The following is a 24,134-nucleotide window of genomic DNA, read 5'->3' as shown; positions in this document are numbered from 1 at the left end:
AACTTTGAACCATGGCCACTATCCACGTAGACGGCAAAGAGCTCGAAGTCGATGGGGCAGACAACCTGTTACAGGCATGTCTGTCGCTAGGCCTCGATATCCCTTATTTCTGCTGGCACCCTGCCCTGGGCAGCGTTGGCGCTTGCCGCCAGTGCGCGGTCAAGCAGTACACCGACGAGAACGACACCCGTGGTCGCATCGTCATGTCCTGCATGACCCCTGCCACCGACAACACCTGGATCTCCATCGAAGATGAAGAGTCCAAGGCCTTCCGCGCCAGTGTTGTTGAATGGCTGATGACCAACCACCCTCACGACTGCCCGGTCTGTGAGGAAGGCGGTCATTGCCACCTGCAAGACATGACGGTAATGACCGGCCACAACGAGCGCCGTTATCGTTTCACCAAGCGTACCCACCAGAACCAGCAACTGGGCCCGTTTATTTCCCACGAAATGAACCGCTGCATCGCTTGCTACCGCTGCGTGCGCTTCTACAAGGACTACGCCGGCGGCACCGATCTGGGTGTGTTCGGCGCCCACGACAACGTGTACTTCGGTCGCGTTGAAGACGGCACCCTGGAAAGCGAGTTCTCCGGCAACCTCACCGAGGTCTGCCCGACCGGTGTGTTCACCGACAAGACTCACTCCGAACGCTACAACCGCAAGTGGGACATGCAGTTCTCGCCGAGCATCTGCCATGGCTGCTCCAGCGGTTGCAACATCTCCCCGGGCGAGCGTTACGGCGAACTGCGCCGCATCGAAAACCGTTTCAACGGTTCGGTGAACCAGTACTTCCTGTGCGACCGTGGCCGTTTCGGCTATGGCTACGTCAACCGTGAAGACCGTCCACGTCAGCCGCTGCTGGCCAACGGCACCAAGCTGAGCCTCGACGAAGCACTGGATAAAGCTGCCGATTTGCTGCGCGGTCGCAACATCGTCGGTATCGGTTCGCCTCGCGCCAGCCTCGAAAGCAACTACGCGTTGCGCGAACTGGTCGGTGCCGAGCACTTCTACTCGGGTATCGAAGCCGCCGAACTGGAGCGCATCCGCCTGGTCCTGCAAGTGCTCAAAGACAGCCCGCTGCCAGTGCCGAACATGCGCGACATCGAAGACCACGACGCCGTGTTCGTCCTCGGTGAAGACCTGACCCAGACGGCTGCGCGCATGGCCCTGTCCCTGCGTCAATCGGTCAAGGGCAAGGCCGAAGACATGGCCGACGCCATGCGCGTCCAGCCTTGGCTCGACGCCGCCGTGAAGAACATCGGCCAGCACGCGCTGAACCCGCTGTTCATCGCCAGCCTGGCTGAAACCAAGCTCGACGACATCGCCGAAGAATGCGTTCACGCCGCTCCAGACGACCTGGCCCGCATCGGTTTCGCCGTGGCTCACGCCCTCGACGCCAGCGCACCGGCCGTTGAAGGTCTGGACGCTGAAGCCCTCGAACTGGCCAAGCGCATTGCCGACGCCCTGCTTGCGGCCAAGCGCCCACTGATCATCGCCGGTACTTCCCTGGGCTCCAAAGCCCTGATCGAAGCTGCCGCGAACATCGCCAAGGCCTTGAAGCTGCGCGAGAAGAACGGTTCCATCAGCCTGATCGTGCCGGAGGCCAACAGCCTCGGCCTGGCCATGCTCGGTGGCGAATCGGTCGACGCTGCGCTGCAAGCCGTAATCGATGGCAAGGCCGACGCCATTGTCGTGCTGGAAAACGATCTGTACACCCGTACCGACAAAGCCCGTGTCGATGCTGCGCTGACCGCCGCCAAAGTGCTGATCGTCGCCGACCATCAGAAGACTGCCACCAGCGATCGCGCGCACCTGGTGCTGCCAGCCGCCAGCTTTGCTGAAGGCGACGGTACCCTGGTCAGCCAGGAAGGTCGCGCCCAGCGCTTCTTCCAGGTCTTCGATCCGAAGTACATGGACGCGAGCATCCTGGTTCACGAAGGCTGGCGCTGGCTGCATGCCCTGCGCGCCACCCTGCTGAACCAGCCGATCGACTGGACCCAACTGGACCACGTCACCGCCGCCGTCGCTTCCAGCACTTCGATCCTGAACCGCATCGTCGATGCCGCACCGTCCGCCGCGTTCCGCATCAAGGGCATGAAACTGGCCCGTGAACCGCTGCGTTACTCCGGTCGTACCGCCATGCGCGCCGACATCAGCGTGCACGAACCGCGTACCCCGCAGGACAAGGACACCGCGTTCGCCTTCTCCATGGAAGGTTACTCGGGTTCGGCCGAACCGCGTCAGCAAGTGCCATTCGCCTGGTCTCCGGGCTGGAACTCGCCGCAAGCCTGGAACAAGTTCCAGGACGAAGTCGGTGGTCACATCCGCGCTGGCGACCCGGGCACCCGCCTGATCGAAAGCACCGGTGACTCGCTGAACTGGTTCGCCAGCGTTCCGCGCGCGTTCAACCCGGCTCCAGGCACCTGGCAGGTCGTGCCGTTCTTCCACCTGTTCGGCAGCGAAGAAAACTCTTCGAAAGCCGCTCCGGTCCAGGAACGCATTCCGGCGGCCTACGTTGCACTGGCCAAGTCCGAAGCCGACCGCCTGGGCGTCAACGACGGTGCCATGCTGAGCCTGAACGTGGCCGGCCAGACCCTGCGTCTGCCGCTGCGTATCAATGAAGAGCTGGGCGCAGGCCTGGTGGCATTGCCTGCGGGCATCGCCGGCATTCCGCCAGCGATCGCAGGCAAATCCGTTGACGGTCTGCAGGAGGCAGCTCAATGACCTGGTTCACTCCTGAAGTGATCGACATCATCATCACGGTCCTCAAGGCCGTGGTGATTCTGCTCGCCGTGGTGGTTTGCGGTGCCCTGCTGAGCTGGGTCGAGCGTCGTTTGCTCGCCCTCTGGCAGGACCGTTACGGTCCGAACCGCGTCGGCCCGTTCGGCGCGTTCCAGATCGCCGCCGACATGATCAAGATGTTCTTCAAGGAAGACTGGACGCCTCCATTCGCCGACAAGATGATCTTCACCCTGGCACCGGTCGTGGCCATGAGCGCCCTGCTGATTGCCTTCGCGATCATCCCGATCACCCCAACCTGGGGCGTGGCGGACATCAACATCGGCATCCTGTTCTTCTTCGCCATGGCTGGCCTCTCGGTCTACGCGGTGCTGTTCGCCGGCTGGTCGAGCAACAACAAGTTCGCCCTGCTGGGCAGCTTGCGTGCCTCGGCGCAAACCGTGTCGTACGAAGTGTTCATGGGCCTGTCGCTGATGGGCATCGTGATCCAGGTCGGCTCGTTCAACATGCGCGACATCGTTGAATATCAAGCGCAGAACCTGTGGTTCATCATTCCGCAGATCTTCGGCTTCCTGACCTTCTTCATCGCCGGCGTGGCCGTGACTCACCGTCACCCGTTCGACCAGCCGGAAGCGGAACAGGAACTGGCCGACGGTTACCACATTGAATACGCCGGCATGAAATGGGGCATGTTCTTCGTCGGCGAGTACATCGGCATCGTGTTGATTTCGGCGCTGCTGGTGACCTTGTTCTTCGGTGGCTGGCACGGTCCGTTCGGCCTCCTGCCGCAGATCCCGTTCATCTGGTTCGCACTGAAAACCGCGTTCTTCATCATGATGTTCATCCTGCTGCGCGCGTCGATCCCGCGCCCACGGTATGACCAGGTGATGGATTTCAGCTGGAAGTTCTGCCTGCCGCTGACCCTCGTCAATATGCTGGTGACCGCTGCGATCGTGTTGCTCAACACGCCCGCCGTCGCGGCTCAGTGAGGATAGAGAATCATGAAGTACATATTTGACATCGTGCATGGCTTCTACACCCAGCTTCGCAGCCTGGTGATGATTTTCGGCCACGCCTTCCGCAAGCGCGACACGCTGCAGTACCCGGAAGAACCGGTCTACCTGCCGCCGCGCTACCGTGGACGTATCGTCCTGACCCGCGACCCCGACGGCGAAGAGCGTTGCGTAGCCTGCAACCTGTGCGCCGTGGCCTGCCCGGTCGGTTGCATCTCGCTGCAGAAAGCTGAAACCGAAGACGGTCGCTGGTACCCGGACTTCTTCCGCATCAACTTCTCGCGCTGCATTTTCTGTGGCCTCTGCGAGGAAGCCTGCCCGACCACCGCGATCCAGCTGACACCGGATTTCGAGATGGCCGAGTTCAAACGTCAGGACCTGGTCTACGAGAAAGAAGATCTGCTGATCTCCGGCCCCGGCAAAAACCCTGATTACAACTTCTATCGTGTTGCAGGTATGGCGATTGCCGGGAAGCCGAAAGGCTCCGCGCAGAACGAAGCCCAGCCGATCAACGTGAAGAGCTTGCTGCCTTAAGGAAGAAAGATGGAATTCGCTTTCTATTTCGCATCGGGTATCGCTGTGGTGTCCACGCTTCGCGTGATCACCCACACCAACCCCGTGCACGCCCTGCTCTACCTGATCATTTCGCTGATCGCCGTGGCCATGACGTTCTTCGCCCTCGGCGCACCGTTTGCCGGTGTCCTGGAAGTGATCGCCTACGCTGGCGCCATCATGGTTCTGTTCGTGTTCGTGGTGATGATGCTGAACCTGGGCCCGGCCTCGGTTCAGCAAGAGCGCGCCTGGCTCAAGCCCGGCATCTGGGGCGGCCCGGTCCTCCTCGCCACGCTGCTGCTGGTGGAACTGCTGTACGTGCTGTTCTCCCATCAGACCGGTGAAGCCATCGGCCACACCACCGTAGACGCCAAGGCCGTGGGCATCAGCCTGTTCGGTCCTTACCTGCTGGTGGTTGAACTCGCCTCGATGCTGCTGCTCGCCGCAGCCGTCACGGCGTTCCACTTGGGCCGCAACGAAGCCAAGGAGCAATGACGATGCCTGCTATCCCCATGGAGCATGGTCTGGCGGTCGCCGGCATCCTGTTCTGCCTCGGTCTGGTCGGCCTGATGGTCCGCCGCAACATCCTTTTCGTGCTGATGAGCCTGGAGGTCATGATGAATGCCTCCGCTTTGGCGTTCATCGTTGCCGGTAGCCGCTGGGCGCAGCCGGATGGACAGATCATGTTCATCCTGGTGATCAGCCTGGCAGCCGCCGAGGCCAGTATCGGCCTGGCGATCCTGCTGCAACTGTATCGCCGCTTCCACACGCTCGATATCGACGCTGCCAGTGAGATGCGCGGATGAACCTTCTCTATCTGACTTTCGTATTCCCTCTCATCGGTTTCCTGCTGCTGTCGTTCTCCCGTGGACGCATCTCGGAAAACCTGGCCGCGCTGATTGGCGTCGGCTCCATCGGTCTGTCGGCGATCGTTACCGCCTACGTGATCTGGCAATTCAACGTCGCCCCGCCGGAAGGCGGCCACTACACCCAGGTGTTGTGGCAGTGGATGGCGGTGGAAGGCTTCACCCCTAACTTCGCCCTGTACCTGGACGGCCTGTCCGTGACCATGCTCGGTGTGGTCGTCGGCGTCGGCTTCCTGATCCACCTGTTCGCGTCCTGGTACATGCGCGGTGAAGCCGGCTACTCGCGTTTCTTCGCCTACACCAACCTGTTCATCGCCAGCATGCTGTTCCTCGTGTTGGGCGATAATCTGTTGTTCCTGTACTTCGGCTGGGAAGGCGTGGGCCTGTGCTCGTACCTGTTGATCGGTTTCTACTACAGCAACCGCAACAACGGTAACGCCGCACTCAAGGCCTTCATCGTGACCCGCATCGGTGACGTGTTCATGGCCATCGGCCTGTTCATTCTGTTTGCCCAACTGGGCACGCTGAACGTCCAGGAACTGCTGGTGCTGGCACCGCAGAAATTCCAGGCCGGCGACTTCTGGATGGTCATGGCCACCCTGATGCTGCTGGGCGGCGCTGTCGGTAAATCCGCGCAACTGCCACTGCAAACCTGGCTGGCGGACGCGATGGCCGGTCCTACTCCGGTTTCGGCACTGATCCACGCCGCAACCATGGTGACCGCCGGTGTCTACCTGATCGCCCGTACCCACGGCCTGTTCACCCTGGCGCCGGAAATCCTGCATCTGGTTGGCCTGGTCGGCGGTGTGACGCTGGTACTCGCCGGTTTTGCAGCCCTGGTTCAGACCGACATCAAGCGTATCCTCGCCTACTCGACCATGAGCCAGATCGGCTACATGTTCCTGGCCCTGGGCGTCGGTGCCTGGGATGGCGCGATCTTCCACCTGATGACCCACGCCTTCTTCAAGGCCCTGCTGTTCCTTGCATCCGGTGCGGTGATCGTTGCCTGCCACCACGAGCAGGACATCTTCAAGATGGGCGGCCTGTGGAAGAAACTGCCACTGGCCTACGCCAGCTTCATCGTCGGTGGCGCGGCCCTGGCGGCCCTGCCACTGGTAACCGCGGGCTTCTACTCCAAGGACGAAATCCTCTGGGAAGCATTTGCCAGCGGTAACGAAGGTCTGCTGTATGCAGGTCTGGTCGGTGCGTTCATGACTTCGCTGTACACCTTCCGCCTGATCTTCATCGCGTTCCACGGTGAAGCGAAGACCGAAGCGCACGCCGGTCACGGCATTGCCCACTGGCTGCCACTGTCGGTGCTGATCGTATTGTCCACCGCCATCGGCGCGATGATCGTTCCACCGCTGCACGGCGTACTGCCTGAGAGCGTCGGCCATGCCGGCGGCGAAGCCAAGCACAGCCTGGAAATCGCTTCGGGCGCCATCGCCCTGGCCGGTATCCTGCTGGCCGCGCTGCTGTTCCTCGGCAAGCGTCGTTTCGTGACGGCCATCGCCAACAGCGGCATCGGCCGTGTCCTTTCGGCCTGGTGGTTCGCTGCCTGGGGCTTCGACTGGATCTACGACAAACTGTTCGTCAAGCCTTACCTGGCGATCAGCCACATCCTGCGCAAAGACCCGCTCGACCAGACCATCGGTCTGATCCCGCGCATGGCCAAAGGCGGTCACACCGCCCTGAGCCGTACCGAGACCGGTCAACTGCGTTGGTATGCCGCCTCGATGGCTGCGGGTGCCGTGCTGGTCATCGGCGCCGTCGTGCTGGTAGCGGTCTGATATGAACCTTGCGAATTTGCGAAAGGAAACGAACCCGTCATGATTCTGCCTTGGCTAATCCTGATCCCCTTCATCGGCGGCCTGCTGTGCTGGATGGGTGAGCGCTTCGGCGCCACCCTCCCCCGCTGGATTGCGCTGATCACCATGTCCCTGTTGCTTTCCCTCGGCCTCTGGCTGTGGGCCAACGGTGACTATTCATTCGCTCCGGCACCGGGTGCCGATCCGACCTGGGCGCTTGAGTTCAAGCACGTCTGGATCCAGCGCTTCGGTATCAATGTGCACCTGGCCCTCGACGGCCTGTCGCTGTTGATGATCATGCTGACCGGCCTGCTGGGTGTCCTCTCGGTACTCTGCTCGTGGAAAGAGATCCAGCGTCACGTTGGCTTCTTCCACCTGAACCTGATGTGGATCCTGGGCGGTGTCGTCGGCGTATTCCTCGCCCTCGATCTGTTCATGTTCTTCTTCTTCTGGGAAATGATGCTGGTGCCGATGTACTTCCTCATCGCGCTCTGGGGTCACAGTTCTTCGGACGGCAAGAAAACCCGGATCTACGCGGCGACCAAGTTCTTCATCTTCACTCAGGCTTCCGGCCTGATCATGCTGGTGGCGATCCTGGGTCTGGTACTGGTCAACTTCAACGACACCGGCGTGATTACCTTCAACTACGCCGACCTGTTGAAGACCAAGATGTCGATGACCACCGAGTACATCCTGATGCTCGGCTTCTTCATCGCCTTTGCGGTCAAGCTGCCCGTGGTGCCGTTCCACTCCTGGCTGCCTGACGCTCACGCCCAGGCGCCGACCGCAGGTTCCGTCGACCTCGCCGGTATCCTGCTGAAAACCGCTGCCTACGGCCTGCTGCGTTTCGCCCTGCCGCTGTTCCCGAATGCCTCGGCCGAGTTCGCGCCGATCGCCATGACCCTGGGTCTGATCGGGATCTTCTACGGTGCGTTCCTGGCGTTCGCGCAAACCGACATCAAGCGTCTGATCGCCTTCTCGTCCGTTTCCCACATGGGCTTCGTACTGATCGGCATCTACTCCGGCAGCCAACTGGCACTGCAGGGCGCGGTGATGCAGATGCTGGCCCACGGTCTGTCGGCGGCGGCACTCTTTATCCTGAGTGGCCAGCTGTACGAACGCACCCACACCCGCGACATGCGTGAAATGGGTGGCCTGTGGTCGAAGATCGCTTACCTGCCGGCCCTCAGCCTGTTCTTCGCGGCGGCGTCCCTGGGCTTGCCGGGTACCGGTAACTTCGTCGGTGAGTTCCTGATCCTGATCGGCACCTTCCCGATCGCCCCATGGATCACCATCATCGCCACGTCCGGCCTGGTGTTCGGTTCGGTCTACTCGCTGATCATGGTCCACCGTGCCTTCTTCGGCCCGGCCAAGTCGGACGCGGTACTGCATGGCATGGACGGTCGCGAAATGATCATGGTGGTCGGTCTGGCAGCGCTGCTGGTCTACATCGGCATCTACCCACAACCGTTCCTCGATACCTCTGCCGCTACGATGCATGGCGTGCAGCAATGGCTCGGCACCGCCTTCACTCAACTCGCTTCGGCCCGGTAAGAGCGCTATGGAATTCACGACTCAACACTTTATCGCGCTAGCGCCGCTGTTGATTACCAGCGCCACGATCATCGTGGTGATGCTGGCGATCGCCTGGCGCCGCAACCACTCCCAGACCTTCCTGCTGTCCGTGGCGGGTCTGAACCTGGCGTTGCTGTCGATCCTGCCAGCCTTGAAGGTCGCGCCATTGGCCGTGACCCCACTGCTGCAAATCGATAGCTTCGCTTGCCTGTACATGGCACTGATCCTGGTCGCCACCCTCGCTTGTGTCACCCTCGCCCACGCCTACCTCGGCGATGGCGGCACGGGTTACCCGGGCAACCGTGAAGAACTGTACCTGCTGATCCTGATGGCCGCCGCCGGTGGCCTGGTGCTGGTCAGCGCGCAGCACCTGGCCGGGTTGTTCATCGGTCTGGAACTGCTGTCGGTGCCGGTCTACGGTCTGGTGGCCTATGCCTTCTTCAACAAGCGTTCGCTGGAAGCCGGTATCAAGTACATGGTGCTGTCGGCTGCCGGCTCCGCGTTCCTGTTGTTCGGTATGGCACTGCTGTACGCAGACTCCGGCTCCCTGAGCTTCGTCGGCATCGGTCAGGCGCTGGCGGCTACCGGCCTGCCAAGCTCGCTGGCACAACTGGGCCTGGGCATGATGCTGATCGGCCTGGCGTTCAAGCTGTCGCTGGTGCCCTTCCACCTCTGGACTCCAGACGTCTACGAGGGTGCTCCGGCACCGGTCGCAGCGTTCCTGGCCACCGCTTCCAAAGTGGCCGTGTTCGCAGTGATGGTGCGCCTGTTCCAGATCTCGCCAGCGGCCAGCAGCGGCGTGCTGAGCGACGTGCTGACCATCATCGCCATTGCGTCGATCCTGTTTGGCAACCTGCTGGCACTGACCCAGAGCAACCTCAAGCGTCTGCTGGGTTACTCGTCCATCGCCCACTTCGGCTACCTGCTGATCGCCCTGGTGGCGAGCAAGGGCCTGGCCGTGGAAGCCATCGGCGTATACCTGGTCACCTACGTGATCACCAGCCTCGGCGCTTTCGGCGTGATCACCCTGATGTCCTCGCCGTACAAAGGTCGTGACGCAGACGCCCTGTACGAGTACCGCGGCCTGTTCTGGCGCCGTCCGTACCTGACTGCCGTACTGACCGTGATGATGCTGTCCCTGGCCGGTATCCCGCTGACCGCGGGCTTCATCGGCAAGTTCTACATCATCGCCACCGGTGTCGAGTCGCACCAATGGTGGCTGGTCGGCTCCCTGGTACTGGGCAGCGCCATCGGCGTGTTCTACTACCTGCGTGTGATGGTCACCCTGTACCTGATCGAACCGAACCTGCGTCGCGTCGACGCCCAACTGCACTGGGAACAACGTGCAGGCGGCGTGATGCTGCTGGCCATCGCGGTACTGGCCTTCTTCCTCGGCCTGTACCCACAACCGCTGCTGAACCTGGTTCAGCAATCGGGTCTGGCGGGTTGATCGCTTAGGCGACTCTCGGCAACAAACAGAAACGGCACCTTCGGGTGCCGTTTTTGCGTTTGGGGTTTTCAAGGTCAAAAGATCGCAGCCTGCGGCAGCTCCTACATTGGGGAGGCGTACAGCCTGTAGGAGCTGCCGCAGGCTGCGATCTTTTAATCTTCATTGCCTACCCTCCTTTCAGAAAGTATTTGTCTGGCGATCAGCAATCGATGACATCCGGCGATTGCTCCGAACGCTAGTGTGAGCGACGGGCTTACAGGAGTATTCAAATGAAACAAGAACCGATGGTGATGATGTGCAATGAAACGGCGAAACCGAGCCATGGTTCGATTGCCTTTGCCACCCCGAAAAATTCTGGCTATATTTGTCCAGAATATGGGAGAGAAATCATGATCGTCGTTCCGTTGGCCGAAGCAAAAAACAATCTGTCCAAACTCGTCGACGATGCGGCGGCCGGCCAGATCATAACGATTGCCAAGCATGGTCGAGCCTTGGCCCGCCTTGTTCCCGTAGGAAAAACCAGCGGGAAGCGTATCGGTGCGATGAAAGGCAAACTGCTTCTGGATGAAGATTTCGATGCACCACTGCCGGACGACATGCTGGATGCTTTTGAAAGAACCCACGAATGAGGGTTCTGCTGGACACTCATGTTTTGCTTTGGGCTCTGAGCGATGACCCCAAACTATCCGGCAAGGCCAGAAAGCTCATTGAAGGCGCTGCCGACATATACATCAGCGCAGCGACATTCTGGGAAATGGCAATCAAGGTCGGGTTGGGAAAGCTCAATGTTGATCTGGAAGAAATCCGCCAGTACTGCCTCGAAAGCGGGTTCATCGAATTGCCTGTGACTTCAGAACATGCCATTGCCGTGAAAGACCTCGAACATCACCATCGTGATCCGTTCGACCGCCTCATTGTTGCAACCGCGATGACTGAACCCATGAAACTTCTAACGTCTGACCCATTGGTGGCCAAGTACACGGATTTGGCTATTTTGATTTAGTCAGCCCAACTCCGATCAAATGCGAGAGCGGGCTTGCTCGCGAAGACTGTAGGTCAAACACAAATGAAAACGGCACCTTTCGGTGCCGTTCGCCTTTCACACTCCCGCCACGTTACTTACGCGCATCCGCCCAAGATTTCAGCAGCTCGCTGTAGCTCACGGTCTCCCCCTTAGGCTTCTCGTTTTCCAGTTTAGGTTTCGGTGCACCCGGCTGATCGAACCAGTACTGCGCATCGCGCTCGGGGTTCATTTTCGGTGCGCAGGTGGCTTGTGCCTTCGAACGCTCCAGGCGGGTCATGATCGCGTCCTGATCCTTGGCCAGGCCATCGAGCGCCTGTTGTGGGGTTTTGTCGCCGCTGGCCGCTTCGGCGATGTGGCTCCACCACAACTGCGCGAGGCGAGGATAATCAGGTACGTTGGTCCCGGTCGGGGTCCATTGCACGCGGGCCGGGCTGCGGTAGAACTCCACCAGGCCACCGAGTTTCGGCGCCAGGTCGGTCATCGCTTGTGAGTTGATGTCCGATTCGCGGATAGGCGTCAGGCCGACGATGGTTTTCTTCAGCGACACGGTTTTCGAGGTCACGAACTGCGCATAGAGCCAGGCCGCCAGTTTCTGCTTCTCAGGCGTGGACTTCATGAAGGTCCAGGAACCCACGTCCTGATAGCCCAACTTCATGCCCTCTTCCCAGTACGGTCCCCGTGGTGACGGCGCCATGCGCCATTTCGGCGTGCCATCGGCGTTCATCACCGCCAGGCCTGGCTTGGTCATGTCGGCAGTGAAGGCGGTGTACCAGAAAATCTGCTGCGCGATGCTGCCCTGGGACGGCACCGGACCGGATTCGGAGAAGGTCATGCCCGCCGCTTCCGGTGGCGCGTACTTTTTCAGCCAGTCGACGTACTTGGTGGTGGCGAACACCGCCGCCGGGCCGTTGGTGTCGCCGCCGCGGGTCACGCTGGAACCCACCGGGTGGCAGTCCTCGACACGAATGCCCCACTCGTCCACCGGCAAGCCGTTGGGGATGCCCTTGTCGCCGCCACCGGCCATGGAGAACCAGGCATCGGTGAAGCGCCAGCCCAGGGATGGGTCCTTTTTGCCGTAGTCCATGTGCCCGTAGACGCGCTTGCCGTCGATTTCCTTGACGTCTTCGCTGAAGAACCTGGCAATGTCTTCATAGGCCGACCAGTTCACCGGTACGCCCAGCTCGTAACCGTACTTTTCCTTGAACTTGGCCTTGAGGTCCGCGCGTTCGAACCAGTCGGCACGGAACCAGTAAAGGTTGGCGAACTGCTGGTCAGGCAACTGGTAGATCTTGCCGTCCGGCGCAGTGGTGAAGGAAATGCCGATGAAGTCCTTGAGGTCGAGGGTCGGCGAGGTGAAGTCCTTGCCTTCGTTCGCCATCAGGTCGGTGATCGATTCGGTCTTGCCGTAGCGAAAGTGCGTACCGATCAAGTCCGAGTCGTTGACCCAGCCGTCATAGATGCTTTTGTCCGATTGCATCACGGTCTGCAGCTTTTCCACCACGTCGCCTTCCTGCAGCAGGTCGTGGGTCAGCTTGATCCCGGTGATCTCGGTGAAGGCCTTGGCCAGCACCTTGGACTCGTACTCGTGGGTAGCGATGGTTTCCGACACCACCTTGATGTTCATTCCGCGAAAGGGTTCCGCCGCCTTGATAAACCACTTCAACTCTTCCAGCTGTTGATCGGCCGTCAGTGTGGATGGCTTGAATTCACTGCCGATCCATTTTTTCGCGGCATCTTCGTAAGCATCGGCCCAGGCCGAAGCGCTCAAACCGCTGAGTGCCAGCATGGCTGCCAATGAAATGCTATGTCGCAGCTTATTGTTTTTGTCGAACATAGAGACCTCCTTATAGGGTTTCGGAGCAACAGTGCCGAGCGATTCGACTAGCCCCAACGCATCACAGCCAACAGCCACACCAGGGACAACGCGAACGCCACCCAGATGCTCCAGTCGGTGACGCCGATTACCAGCAAATGCAGGTAGGCGCTGCCGAGAAGACCGATGAACAAGCGATCGCCACGGGTGGTGGCAATCGGTAGCAAACCTCGCCGAAGCACGCTCGGCGAACGCAACTCCCAGGTGGTCATGCCCACCAGGATCAAGGCAATGACGCCGAAGAACGCCGCCGTGGGGGCGGTCCAACTCATCCATTCCATCATCAGCTCCTCATACCCGGCCCAGGGCAAAGCCCTTGGCCACGTGGTTGCGAACAAACCAGATCACCAGCATGCCCGGCAGGATGGTCAACACCCCCGCCGCTGCCAGTACACCCCAGTCGATACCGGATGCCGAAACGGTACGGGTCATCACCGCCGCGATGGGTTTCGCGTTCACCGAGGTGAGGGTTCGCGCCAGCAGCAGTTCTACCCAGGAAAACATGAAGCAGAAGAACGCCGTCACACCGATGCCGGAGCCGATCAACGGGATGAAAATCTTCACGAAGAACTTGGGGAAACTGTAGCCATCAATGTAGGCGGTTTCGTCGATTTCCTTGGGCACACCGGACATGAAGCCTTCGAGAATCCACACCGCCAGCGGCACGTTGAACAGGCAGTGAGCCAGGGCCACGGCAATATGGGTGTCGAACAACCCGATCGACGAATACAGCTGGAAAAACGGCAACAGGAACACCGCCGGCGGCGCCATGCGGTTGGTCAGCAGCCAGAAGAACAGGTGCTTATCACCCAGGAAGCGATAACGCGAAAACGCATAAGCCGCCGGCAGTGCCACGGTCAGGGAAATGATCGTGTTCAGGCTCACGTAATACGCCGAGTTGATGTAGCCGGTGTACCAGCTCGGGTCGGTGAAGATCACCTTGTAGTTGGCCAGGGTGAAATCCTGCGGGAACAGCGTCAGGCCGCCGAGGATTTCGCTGTTGCTCTTGAAGGACATGTTCAGCAGCCAGTAGATCGGCACCAGCAGGAACAGGATGTAGAGCAGCAGGGGGATAAGCTTTCTTTTGCTCATGGCGCGGGCCTCAGCGGTTGGCGTCAGAGTGAGTCATGGCGGTGTAGAACAGCCAGGACACCAACAGGATGATCAGGAAGTACACCAGCGAGAACGCTGCGGCCGGCCCCAGGTCGAATTGCCCTACGGCCATCTGCGTCAGGGTCTGGCTGAGGAAGGTCGTGGCATTGCCCGGACCGCCACCGGTGAGTACGAAGGGCTCGGTGTAGATCATGAAACTGTCCATGAAACGCAGCATCACCGCGATCAGCAGCACGCTCTTGAGCTTGGGCAACTGGATGTGCCGGAACACCGCCCAGGCCGAGGCACGATCGATCCGCGCCGCCTGGTAATACACATCCGGAATCGCCCGCAGGCCGGAGAAGCACAACAACGCCACCAGCGAGGTCCAGTGCCAGACGTCCATCACCAGCACGGTGACCCAGGCGTCCGCCGTGTTCGCCGCATAGTTGTAGCTGATGCCCATGGCGTTGAGGCTCGAACCGAGCAGGCCGATGTCGGCGCGGCCGAAGATCTGCCAGATGGTGCCGACCACGTTCCACGGGATCAGTAGCGGGATCGCCAGCACGATCAGCACCACCGAAGACCAGCGGCCCTTGGTCGGCATGGTCAGGGCGATGGCGATGCCCAGCGGAATTTCGATCAGCAGCACGCAGGCGGAATAGATGAACTGGCGCAGCAACGAGTCATGCAGCCGCGGGTCGAGCAGTACCTGTTTGTACCAGTCGGCACCGACGAAATAGCGGCTGGACTGGTCGAAAATGTCCTGCACCGAATAGTTGACCACGGTCATCATCGGGATCACCGCACTGAACGCCACCAGCAGGAACACCGGCAGCACCAGCCACCAGGCCTTGTTGTTCTGCACCTTGTTCATGGCTGCGCCTCTTGATTGGCATTGGCTTCGAGCAGGAAATCATCGGCATAGACCATCAGCCATTGCGCCGGAAAGCTGATGTAGGCCGTGCCTTGCGGCACCGGTTTGTCTTCGGCCAGGCGCACCTTCAGGGTGGCACCGTCGAGGTTGAGGGTCATGATCTTGTAGGTGCCCAGGTCCTCGACGTGTACAACCTGTGCCCGCAGCGCGTCATCAAAGGCTTCGTCCCACACATGGACGAACTCCGGGCGAATGCCGACCTTCAGGGTTTTCCATTCGGATTCTGCGATGCGTTGCTGCATGGCCTCGGACAGCGGCAGGTGGGTCGAAGCGAACCCGACGCCACCCGGTTGCGGCTGCACCTCGATCAGGTTCATCCCCGGGCTGCCGATGAAGTAGCCGACAAAGGTGTGGCTCGGGCGCTCGAACAATTCCCGTGGTGTGCCGAATTGCACGATCTGCCCGCCGTACATCACCGCAATCTTGTCGGCGAAGGTCGAGGCCTCCAGCTGATCGTGGGTGACGTAGACCATAGTGATGTTGAACTGCTCGTGGATCTGCTTGAGCTTGCGTCGCAGCTTCCACTTCAGGTGCGGGTCGATCACCGTCAGCGGTTCATCGAACAGGATCGCCGACACATCGTCGCGCACCAGCCCGCGGCCCATGGAGACTTTCTGTTTTTCGTCGGCGGTGAGGTTGCGCGCCTTTTTGCCCAGCAGGTTCTGCAGGTCGAGGACCTCGGCGATTTCCTGCACCTTGGTATGAACTCTTGCCTCGGCCATGCCCTGGTTGCGCAGCGGGAAGGCCAGGTTGTCGAACACCGTCATGGTGTCGTAGACCACCGGGAACTGGAAAACCTGGGCAATGTTGCGCTTCTCCGGCGTCAGGTCGTTGACCGCTTTGCCGTCGAACAGCACATGACCCTGGGACGGGCTGAGCAGCCCGGAAATAATGTTGAGCAAGGTTGATTTGCCACAGCCCGACGGACCGAGCAACGCGTAGGCGCCGCCCTGCTCCCAGATGTGGTCCATCTCGCGGATCGCGTAGTCCTCAGGTCCCACCGGGGTTTTGGTGTAGCTGTGGGCGAGGTTCTGCAAACGGATTTCGGCCATCAGGCTACCCTCGCGACACGCTGGCCCGGCGCCTGCACCAGCCGGCCCTGCGTATCGAACACAAACAGTTTATGGGTCGGGATGTAGATACGGATGGGCGCATCGACGTCGTATTCGTGAACACCCGGCAAGTGCAGCACCAGCAGAAAATGCTCGTTGCGCACGTGCAGAAAGGTTTCCGAGCCACTGATCTCGGCCACCTCGACGGTCACCGCCAGTTCGAGGTCATCGTCATTGCTCGGCACCAGCGAGATATGGCTGGGTCGCACGCCGAAACGGAACTCGCCCTCGCCCACCGGGCGCAAATCGACGTTCAGCGGAAAGTGCACGAAGTTGGCGAAACTCACTTCGTTGCCGGCAATGCGCCCCGGCATCAGGTTGATCGGCGGCTCGGAGAACAGCTCCGCCGCCAGCACGGTTTGCGGCTGGTGATAGACCGAAGACGACTGGCCGCTCTGGATCACCCGCCCTTCGTGAAGAATGGTGGTGGTACCGCCCAGGGCCAGGGCCTCGTTGGGTTCGGTGGTGGCATAGATCGCGATGGTATGGCGCGCCTTGAACAGCTCGCGCATTTCCTGGCGCAGTTCCTCGCGCAACTTGTAGTCGAGGTTGACCAGCGGCTCGTCGAACAGGATCAACTCGGCATCCTTGACCAGCGCCCGGGCCATGGCCGTGCGTTGTTGCTGGCCACCGGAAAGCTCCAGCGGATAACGCTTCAGAAATTTTTCGATGCGCAGCATCTTCGCGGTTTCCAGCACCTTGCTCTGGATCAGCTCGCTGGATACTCCGGCCTGACGCAGCGGCGAGGCGATGTTGTCGAACACCGTCATGGTCGGGTAATTGATGAATTGCTGATAAACCATCGACACATTTCGCAAGCGCACCGGCCGTTGGGTAACGTCGACGCCGTTCATCAGGATGCGGCCGCTGTCGGGCTTGTCCAGACCGGCCATCAGGCGCATCAGGCTGGTTTTGCCGGACAGGGTTCGTCCCAGCAAAACGTTGAAGGAACCGGGTTCAAAACTCAGGTTGGCATCGTCGATCCAGGTCTGGCCCTCGACGGTGCGGCTGACGTGCTCCAGGGTGAGTGACATGGCTCGGCCTTTTATTATTGGAGTCAAGCGACCGGAGCGATAAAGCGACATCCGTGCCAAAAATCCCAAGCCGTTGATTCAGCTTGAAATTAGTGAAAACAACGGGCCGTCGACGTTCGTTGCTGAACACAAATGAACAATCTGAAATGAACAATTGAACAGTTCACCCATTGACAGTGAACAATAGTGAACAACACTCTACGGATGCGTTTTGCCTTTCCTGATACCTGAAATAAATGCAAAACCTGTGGGAGCGGGCTTGCTCGCGAAAGCGGTCTGACAGTCACATTGATGTTGAATGTGCCGCCGCCTTCGCGAGCAAGCCCGCTCCCACATGAAGTTCATCGCGCTGCAGAACTACCCATAAAAACAATAAAATCTTGTTCAGAGATCGACTGCCATGGCCGCACCTGCCCTGCCGCTGTCCCACGACGCCATCATCCAGGACTCCTGGTCGCGTTGCCGCGCGTTCGGCCTCAGTCATCAGAGCGTGCCGGCATTCGATCAATTGCCGGCCGCGGGCATCGCGCAACTGCTGGAGAGCCAGCATTCACTGGTGCAAACCACCCATCAGGAAGTGCTGCCCTACTACGAGAACATCCTGAGCAATTCCAATTGCCTGATCATGCTCGCCGACCATCAGGGCCAGGTGCTTACATCGTGGGGCACCCAGCGCTTTATCGAGCCGAAACTGGCCCGGGGTTTCAGCGCCGGCGCCAGCTGGGTGGAACGTTGCACCGGCACCAACGCCATTGGCACCGCCCTGGCCTGTGAACAGGCCGTGCACATCGAGCACGACGAACATTTCCTCAAGGCCAACCGCTTCATGACCGGTTCCGCTGCGCCGATTTTCGATGCCGAGCGCAAGGTGATCGCGGTGCTGGACGTGTCCAGCGACAGCTACCTGCCGCCATCCCATACCCTGGGCATGGTCAAGATGATGAGCCAGACCGTGGAAAACCGGCTGATCCTAAACCTGTTCCATGGCCAGCATTTCCAGTTGACGTTCAACACCGGGCTGAACAACCTCGACAGCCAATGGGCTGGCTTGCTGATTTTCGATGAAAGCGGCCAGGTGCTGTCGGCCAATCGCCGGGCCGACAATCTGCTCGGCATCAGCCTGTCGCGGGTCAGTGTCGAGAGCCTGTTCAAGGTCTCGCTGCTGGAGCTGCTCAATCAGCCCGAAGGCCTGCCCTTCGCCTTGCAAACCTCCGGACGCAACCGCTTCCAGTGCCTGCTGAAGCGGCCGAAACAGGCATCCATTCAACCCCGAGTATTCACCGAGCCGGTTGTAGCTACACCCGCGGCCATCAGCCTGAACACCCTGCATTTCGGCGACAGCCGCGTGGAAAAAGCCGTGCGCCAGGCCGAACGCTTGCTGGAAAAAGACATTCCACTGCTGATCCACGGTGAAACCGGGGTCGGCAAGGAAGTCTTCGTCAAAGCCCTGCACCACGCCAGCTCACGCAGCAAACAATCACTCATCGCCGTCAACTGTGCGGCGATTCCCGCCGAACTGGTGGAATCCGAGTTATTCGGTTATGAGAAAGGCGCGTTCACCGGCGCCAACCAGAAAGGCAGCATCGGGCTGATCCGCAAGGCTGACAAAGGCACGCTGTTTCTCGACGAAATCGGCGATATGCCGCTGCCGACACAGGCGCGACTGTTGCGGGTGTTGCAGGAACGTTGCGTGCAGCCAGTGGGCAGCAGCGAATTGTTCCCTGTGGACTTGCGCATCATTTCAGCGACCAATCGCTCGCTGCGCGAACAAGTACAACTGGGGCGGTTTCGTGAAGACTTGTACTACCGCATCGGCGGCCTGACCCTGGAACTGCCGCCCCTGCGTGAGCGCAGCGATAAGGAGGCACTGTTCAAACGCCTGTGGGAGCAGCACCGTGAACCGACGCAATGGGCCGGTTTAAGCCAGGAAGTGATGGCGTTATTCAGCCGCCACCCGTGGCCGGGCAACTTGCGCCAGGTCAGCAGCGTGATCCAGGTGGCCCTGGCCATGGCCGAGGAACAGCCGGTGCGGGCTGAGCACTTGCCGGATGATTTTTTTGTCGACCTGGAGATGGAGCCGGTGGAGACGCCGGAGCCGCTGGGCATCGACTTGAATGATGTGGAAGCACTGAATCGGCAGTTGCAGGCGGTCGGGGGGAATATTTCGTATCTGGCGCGCAGACTGGGAGTTAGTCGTAATACCCTCTATAAGAGACTGCGCCAGACTTAATGACAGGTGAACCGCACCGGCGGTGTTCGGCTTGAGACCTTCGCGAGCAGGCTCGCTCCCACAGGGGCTTGGTGTCGACCACAGAATCCAAAGCTGACGAAGGTCCAATGTGGGAGCGAGCCTGCTCGCGAAGGCGTCAGTCGAGACGCCACCAACTTGCAGCTACCCAAAAAACAAAAACCCGCACAAGGCGGGTTTTGCTTTACAGCGGATCAGGCAATCAGTCAGCCAGACGCCAGGTCGTGCCGCCCTTGCCGTCTTCCAGCACCACGCCCATGGCGGTGAGCTGGTCGCGGATGCGGTCGGATTCGGCCCAGTCCTTGCCGGCACGTGCCGCCAGGCGAGCGGCAATCAGCGCCTCGACTTGGGCTGCATCAACCCGCCCTTCGGCACCGGCCTGCAGGAAGTCATCGGCTTCGAGCTGCAACACACCCAACACGCTGGCCAGTTCTTTCAGACGCGCCGCCAGGCCGGCCGCTGCATTGAGATCGCTCTCGCGCAGACGGTTGATCTCGCGGACCATCTCGAACAGTACGGCGCAGGCTTCCGGCGTGCCGAAGTCGTCGTTCATCACCTGGGTGAAACGCTCGACGAAGGCTTCGCCGCCCGCCGGCGCCACATTCGGCAGGCCTTTCAACGCGTGGTAGAAACGCTCCAGGGCGCCCTTGGCGTCCTTGAGGTTGTCTTCCGAATAGTTGATCGCACTGCGGTAGTGGCTCGACACCAGCAAGTAACGCACGACTTCCGGGTGGTACTTGTCGAGCACGTCGCGAATGGTGAAGAAGTTGTTCAAGGACTTGGACATCTTCTCGCCATTGATACGGATCATGCCGCAATGCATCCACGCGTTGGCGTAGGTCTTGCCGGTGGCCGCTTCGCTCTGGGCGATTTCGTTTTCGTGGTGCGGGAACTCAAGGTCGCTGCCGCCGCCATGAATGTCGAAGGTTTCGCCCAGGCAGCAGGTCGACATCACCGAGCATTCGATGTGCCAGCCCGGACGCCCGGCGCCCCACGGCGATTCCCAGCTCGGCTCGCCCGGCTTGGTGGCTTTCCACAGTACGAAGTCCAGCGGGTCCTGCTTGGACTCGTCGACTTCGATACGCGCGCCGATGCGCAGGTCTTCGATCTTCTTGCGCGACAGCTTGCCGTAGCCCATGAACTTGGCGACGCGGTAGTACACGTCGCCGTTGCCCGGGGCGTAGGCATAACCCTTGTCGATCAGGGTCTGGATCATGCTCAGCATGCCCGGGATGTGATCGGTGGCACGCGGTTCCATGTCCGGCTTGAGGATGTTGAGGCGTGCCTCGTCCTCATGCATGGCGGTGATCATACGCTCGGTCAATGCGTCGAACGGCTCGCCGTTCTCCCGGGCCCGATTGATGATCTTGTCTTCAATATCGGTGATGTTGCGCACATAAGTCAGGTTGTAGCCACTGAAGCGCAACCAGCGGGTCACAAGGTCGAACGCGACCATGCTGCGGCCGTGGCCGATGTGGCAGTAGTCGTACACGGTCATGCCGCACACGTACATGCGCACATTGTTGCCATCGAGCGGCTTGAAGACTTCTTTGCTCTTGGTGAGCGTGTTGTAGATCGTCAGCACTTTAATTTCCTTGACGCTGAATCACTGGCCCCACGAATCACGCAGGGTCACGGTACGGTTGAATACCGGCTGACCTGGTTTCGAGTCCTTCAAATCGGCGACGAAGTAACCTTCGCGCTCGAACTGGAAACGGTCTTCCGGCTGTGCATTGCCAAGCGAAGGCTCAGCACGACAACCAGTGAGTACCTGCAGCGAGTCAGGGTTGATGTTGTCCAGGAAACTGGCGCTGTCTTCGGCCTTCTCCGGGTTCGGAGAACGGAACAGGCGATCGTACAGACGCACTTCGCACTCGACGCTGGCGGCGGCCGGCACCCAGTGGATCACGCCTTTGACCTTGCGGCCTTCCGGGTTCTTGCCCAGGGTGTCCGGATCGTACGAGCAGCGCAGTTCGACGATGTTGCCATCGGCGTCCTTGATCGCTTCGTCGGCGCGGATCACGTAGCTGCCACGCAGACGCACTTCACCGGCCGGTTCCAGGCGCTTGTAGCCCTTCGGCGGCTCTTCCATGAAGTCTTCACGGTCGATGTAGATTTCACGGGCGAACGGCAAAGCGCGCACGCCCATGTCTTCCTTCGGATGACGCGGCAGTTCGAGGTTCTCGACCTGGCCTTGCGGGTAGTTGGTGATCACGACTTTCAGCGGACGCAACACGCACATGGCACGCGGGGCACTCTGGTCGAGGTCGTCACGGATGCTGAACTCGAGCATGCCGAAGTCCACCACGCCGTCGGAACGGTTGGTGCCGATCATTTCGCAGAAGTTGCGGATCGATTTCGGCGTGTAGCCACGGCGGCGGAAACCCGACAGCGTGGACATGCGCGGGTCGTCCCAGCCGTTGACGTGCTTTTCATCGACCAGCTGCTTGAGCTTGCGCTTGCTGGTGATGGTGTAGTTCAGGTTCAGGCGGCTGAACTCGTACTGGCGCGGGTTGGCCGGCACCGGCAGATGCTCGAGGAACCACTCGTACAGCGGACGGTGGCTTTCGAACTCCAGGGTGCAGATCGAGTGAGTGATGCCTTCGATGGCGTCCGACTGACCGTGGGTGAAGTCGTAGTTCGGGTAGATGCACCACTTGTCACCGGTCTGGTGGTGGTGAGCGTGACGGATGCGATACATGATCGGGTCGCGCAGGTTCATGTTCGGCGAGGCCATGTCGATCTTGGCCCGCAGCACGCGTGCGCCGTCCGGGAACTCGCCGGCCTTCATGCGGGCGAACAGGTCCAGGTTCTCTTCGACGCTGCGGTCGCGGAACGGGCTGTTCTTGCCAGGTTCGGTCAGGCTGCCACGGAATTCCTTGGCTTGCTCCGGAGTCAGGTCATCGACGTAGGCATTGCCGGATTTGATCAACTCCACTGCCCAGTCGTGCAACTGGTCGAAATATTGCGAGGCGTAGCGCACTTCACCGGACCACTCGAAGCCCAGCCATTTGACGTCGCTTTCGATCGCGTCGATGTATTCCTGGTCTTCCTTGGCCGGGTTGGTGTCGTCGAAACGCAGGTGTGTGACGCCGCCGAACTCCTGGGCCAGGCCGAAGTTCACACAGATCGACTTGGCATGGCCGATGTGCAGGTAGCCGTTGGGCTCAGGCGGGAAACGGGTGACGATCTGCGTGTGCTTGCCCGAGTCCAGGTCTGCCTGGATGATCGGCCGCAGGAAGTTGACCGGCACGGCTGGGCCGGTCTTGGCATTCGAGGTAGGGTCGACAGTGGGCTTGCTCATAGGATCCTTGAACGTACAAGTGCGTGGCCGTAATGAAGGCCGGACAAAACAAAGCCGCTATCATAGCCGATGCCGTCAAGTACCTGACAGAGCGCACTCTGTAAACCGTCGCATTTAATGGGCCGCAAATGAAAAAACTGCCTCGAAATTCGTGCCTGTCACGCTAAACTGCGCACCTTGGCCGAGACAGGCTGAACCGGTTGCGGGACGGAATGTTCCAAAACCACGAATTCCCTTAGTGAGTAACGATCATGACCCAAGTCAAACTGACTACCAATTTCGGCGACATCGTCCTCGAACTGAACGCCGACAAAGCCCCGATCACCGTGGCCAACTTCGTCGAGTACGTTAAAGCCGGTCACTACGAAAACACCGTTTTCCACCGTGTCATCGGCAACTTCATGATCCAGGGCGGCGGTTTCGAGCCAGGCATGAAAGAAAAGAAAGACAAGCGTCCAAGCATCCAGAACGAAGCCGACAACGGTCTTTCCAACGACAAGTACACCATCGCCATGGCCCGCACCATGGAGCCGCATTCGGCTTCCGCTCAGTTCTTCATCAACGTGGCGGACAACAGCTTCCTCAACCACAGCGGCAAGAACGTTCAAGGCTGGGGCTACGCGGTATTCGGTAAAGTGACCGCCGGCACCGACGTTGTCGACAAGATCAAAGGCGTGGCCACCACTTCCAAGGCCGGCCACCAGGACGTACCGGCAGACGACGTGATCATCGAGAAAGCCGAGATCATTGAGTGATATTGCTGATTTCAGATTTACATCTGGAAGAGGAGCGCCCGGACATTACCCGGGCGTTTCTGGATTTGCTCGCCGGACGCGCCCGCTCGGCGAGTGCGTTGTACATCCTGGGCGACTTTTTCGAGGTGTGGATTGGCGACGACGCCATGACGCCCTTCCAGCGTTCCATCTGCCAGGCCCTGCGCGACCTCAGCGACAGCGGCACGGCCATTTTCCTGATGCACGGCAATCGTGATTTCATGCTCGGCAAGGCCTTCTGCAAGCAGGCTGGCTGCACCCTGCTGAAAGACCCGAGTGTCGTGCAATTCAACGGCGAGCCGGTGCTGCTGATGCACGGCGACAGCCTGTGCACCCGCGACGAAGGCTATATGAAGCTGCGCCGCTACCTGCGCAACCCGATCACCCTGTTCATCCTGCGCAACCTGCCCTTGCGCACCCGGCACAAGCTGGCACGCAAACTGCGCAGTGAAAGCCGTGCCCAGGTGCGGATGAAGGCCAATGACATCGTCGACGTCACGCCCGAAGAGATTCCGCGGATCATGCAGGAGTTCGGGGTGAAGACCTTGATCCACGGGCATACCCATCGTCCGGCCATCCACAAGTTGCAGTTGGGCGACCAGGCAGCCCGGCGCATTGTGCTGGGGGATTGGGATCGTCAGGGATGGGCGTTGCAGGTGGATGAGCAAGGGTTTGCGCTGGCGCCGTTTGACTTCGCAGCGTCTTGAAGATCAAGAGATCGCAGCCTTCGGC

Annotated in this window: 21 protein-coding genes; 13 read left to right on the top strand and 8 right to left on the bottom strand. The window is 60.2% G+C overall.

The genetic code is table 11. From position 1 onward, the window contains the following. The first annotated feature begins 11 nt into the window (after positions 1–11). The 10 genes from nuoG (at position 12) to PPUTUW4_RS09140 (ending at position 11,008) form a co-directional block, all read left to right on the top strand. Positions 12–2,726, top strand: coding sequence for an NADH-quinone oxidoreductase subunit NuoG (gene nuoG, locus PPUTUW4_RS09185; RefSeq protein WP_015094376.1), 2,715 nt, complete (start codon positions 12–14; stop codon positions 2,724–2,726). Beyond that, positions 2,723–3,730: an NADH-quinone oxidoreductase subunit NuoH gene (gene nuoH / locus PPUTUW4_RS09180; protein WP_015094375.1), complete on the top strand. Its 1,008-nt coding sequence runs from the start codon at positions 2,723–2,725 to the stop codon at positions 3,728–3,730. Before nuoG ends, nuoH begins: the two co-directional genes overlap by 4 nt. A gap of 9 nt (positions 3,731–3,739) precedes the next feature. Then, positions 3,740–4,288, top strand: a complete 549-nt coding sequence (gene nuoI / locus PPUTUW4_RS09175) for an NADH-quinone oxidoreductase subunit NuoI (protein WP_041474818.1) — start codon at positions 3,740–3,742, stop codon at positions 4,286–4,288. Between the two features lie 9 nt (positions 4,289–4,297). After that, positions 4,298–4,801 (top strand): NADH-quinone oxidoreductase subunit J, encoded by a 504-nt coding sequence (gene nuoJ, locus PPUTUW4_RS09170; RefSeq protein ID WP_015094373.1) that lies wholly within the window; start codon positions 4,298–4,300, stop codon positions 4,799–4,801. 2 nt (positions 4,802–4,803) lie between these two features. Beyond that, entirely contained in the window at positions 4,804–5,112 is a 309-nt protein-coding gene (gene nuoK / locus PPUTUW4_RS09165) for an NADH-quinone oxidoreductase subunit NuoK (RefSeq protein ID WP_007946416.1), read from the top strand. Continuing rightward, complete coding sequence (nuoL, locus tag PPUTUW4_RS09160) at positions 5,109–6,962, top strand: NADH-quinone oxidoreductase subunit L (RefSeq protein ID WP_015094372.1); 1,854 nt, start codon at positions 5,109–5,111, stop codon at positions 6,960–6,962. Before nuoK ends, nuoL begins: the two co-directional genes overlap by 4 nt. A 39-nt stretch (positions 6,963–7,001) precedes the next feature. Then, complete coding sequence (nuoM, locus tag PPUTUW4_RS09155) at positions 7,002–8,534, top strand: NADH-quinone oxidoreductase subunit M (protein ID WP_015094371.1); 1,533 nt, start codon at positions 7,002–7,004, stop codon at positions 8,532–8,534. Positions 8,535–8,541: 7 nt separating this feature from the next. Continuing rightward, positions 8,542–10,005, top strand: coding sequence for an NADH-quinone oxidoreductase subunit NuoN (gene nuoN, locus PPUTUW4_RS09150; protein ID WP_015094370.1), 1,464 nt, complete (start codon positions 8,542–8,544; stop codon positions 10,003–10,005). Positions 10,006–10,298: 293 nt separating this feature from the next. Continuing rightward, the gene (locus PPUTUW4_RS09145; RefSeq protein WP_227698130.1) at positions 10,299–10,634 is read left to right on the top strand and encodes a type II toxin-antitoxin system prevent-host-death family antitoxin; all 336 of its coding nucleotides are present in this window, start codon (positions 10,299–10,301) and stop codon (positions 10,632–10,634) included. Continuing rightward, the gene (locus tag PPUTUW4_RS09140; protein ID WP_007981254.1) at positions 10,631–11,008 is read left to right on the top strand and encodes a type II toxin-antitoxin system VapC family toxin; all 378 of its coding nucleotides are present in this window, start codon (positions 10,631–10,633) and stop codon (positions 11,006–11,008) included. The genes PPUTUW4_RS09145 and PPUTUW4_RS09140 overlap by 4 nt, the downstream gene beginning before the upstream one ends. A 112-nt stretch (positions 11,009–11,120) precedes the next feature. Here the strand turns inward: PPUTUW4_RS09140 and PPUTUW4_RS09135 are convergent, their stop codons facing one another. The 6 genes from PPUTUW4_RS09135 to PPUTUW4_RS09110 are packed head-to-tail and all read right to left on the bottom strand — an operon-like array spanning position 11,121 to position 17,077. Further along, complete coding sequence (locus PPUTUW4_RS09135; protein ID WP_015094368.1) at positions 11,121–12,863, bottom strand: ABC transporter substrate-binding protein; 1,743 nt, start codon at positions 12,861–12,863, stop codon at positions 11,121–11,123. Between the two features lie 47 nt (positions 12,864–12,910). Beyond that, positions 12,911–13,183: a DUF2160 domain-containing protein gene (locus tag PPUTUW4_RS09130; RefSeq protein ID WP_015094367.1), complete on the bottom strand. Its 273-nt coding sequence runs from the start codon at positions 13,181–13,183 to the stop codon at positions 12,911–12,913. A gap of 10 nt (positions 13,184–13,193) precedes the next feature. Then, a complete protein-coding gene (locus tag PPUTUW4_RS09125; RefSeq protein ID WP_007970460.1) occupies positions 13,194–13,994 on the bottom strand; it encodes a carbohydrate ABC transporter permease in 801 nt (266 codons plus the stop codon). 10 nt (positions 13,995–14,004) lie between these two features. Beyond that, positions 14,005–14,871 (bottom strand): sugar ABC transporter permease, encoded by an 867-nt coding sequence (locus tag PPUTUW4_RS09120; RefSeq protein WP_007970461.1) that lies wholly within the window; start codon positions 14,869–14,871, stop codon positions 14,005–14,007. Continuing rightward, on the bottom strand, positions 14,868–15,983 hold the full coding sequence (locus tag PPUTUW4_RS09115; RefSeq protein WP_015094366.1) for an ABC transporter ATP-binding protein: 1,116 nt from the start codon (positions 15,981–15,983) through the stop codon (positions 14,868–14,870). Before PPUTUW4_RS09115 ends, PPUTUW4_RS09120 begins: the two co-directional genes overlap by 4 nt. After that, positions 15,983–17,077 (bottom strand): ABC transporter ATP-binding protein, encoded by a 1,095-nt coding sequence (locus PPUTUW4_RS09110; protein WP_015094365.1) that lies wholly within the window; start codon positions 17,075–17,077, stop codon positions 15,983–15,985. The genes PPUTUW4_RS09115 and PPUTUW4_RS09110 overlap by 1 nt, the downstream gene beginning before the upstream one ends. 400 nt (positions 17,078–17,477) lie before the next feature. Here PPUTUW4_RS09110 and PPUTUW4_RS09105 point away from each other — a divergent pair, with 400 nt between their 5' ends. Further along, positions 17,478–19,307, top strand: coding sequence for a sigma-54-dependent Fis family transcriptional regulator (locus PPUTUW4_RS09105; protein ID WP_015094364.1), 1,830 nt, complete (start codon positions 17,478–17,480; stop codon positions 19,305–19,307). Between the two features lie 220 nt (positions 19,308–19,527). Here PPUTUW4_RS09105 and cysS read toward each other — a convergent pair whose 3' ends face one another. Continuing rightward, positions 19,528–20,910, bottom strand: a complete 1,383-nt coding sequence (gene cysS / locus PPUTUW4_RS09100; RefSeq protein WP_015094363.1) for a cysteine--tRNA ligase — start codon at positions 20,908–20,910, stop codon at positions 19,528–19,530. Positions 20,911–20,931: 21 nt separating this feature from the next. Continuing rightward, positions 20,932–22,629, bottom strand: a complete 1,698-nt coding sequence (locus PPUTUW4_RS09095) for a glutamine--tRNA ligase/YqeY domain fusion protein (RefSeq protein ID WP_015094362.1) — start codon at positions 22,627–22,629, stop codon at positions 20,932–20,934. A 251-nt stretch (positions 22,630–22,880) separates the two neighbouring features. Between PPUTUW4_RS09095 and PPUTUW4_RS09090 the strand changes: the two genes are divergently transcribed. Together PPUTUW4_RS09090 and lpxH are read left to right on the top strand one after the other, a co-directional pair. Continuing rightward, positions 22,881–23,384, top strand: coding sequence for a peptidylprolyl isomerase (locus tag PPUTUW4_RS09090; RefSeq protein ID WP_007981235.1), 504 nt, complete (start codon positions 22,881–22,883; stop codon positions 23,382–23,384). Next, positions 23,381–24,109, top strand: coding sequence for a UDP-2,3-diacylglucosamine diphosphatase (lpxH, locus tag PPUTUW4_RS09085; RefSeq protein WP_015094361.1), 729 nt, complete (start codon positions 23,381–23,383; stop codon positions 24,107–24,109). Before PPUTUW4_RS09090 ends, lpxH begins: the two co-directional genes overlap by 4 nt. The last annotated feature ends 25 nt before the right edge of the window (positions 24,110–24,134 follow it).

Origin of the sequence: Pseudomonas sp. UW4 (genome assembly GCF_000316175.1) — a bacterium.
GTDB lineage: Bacteria > Pseudomonadota > Gammaproteobacteria > Pseudomonadales > Pseudomonadaceae > Aquipseudomonas > Aquipseudomonas laurylsulfatiphila.
This window is presented reverse-complemented; position numbering and strand designations above follow the sequence as displayed.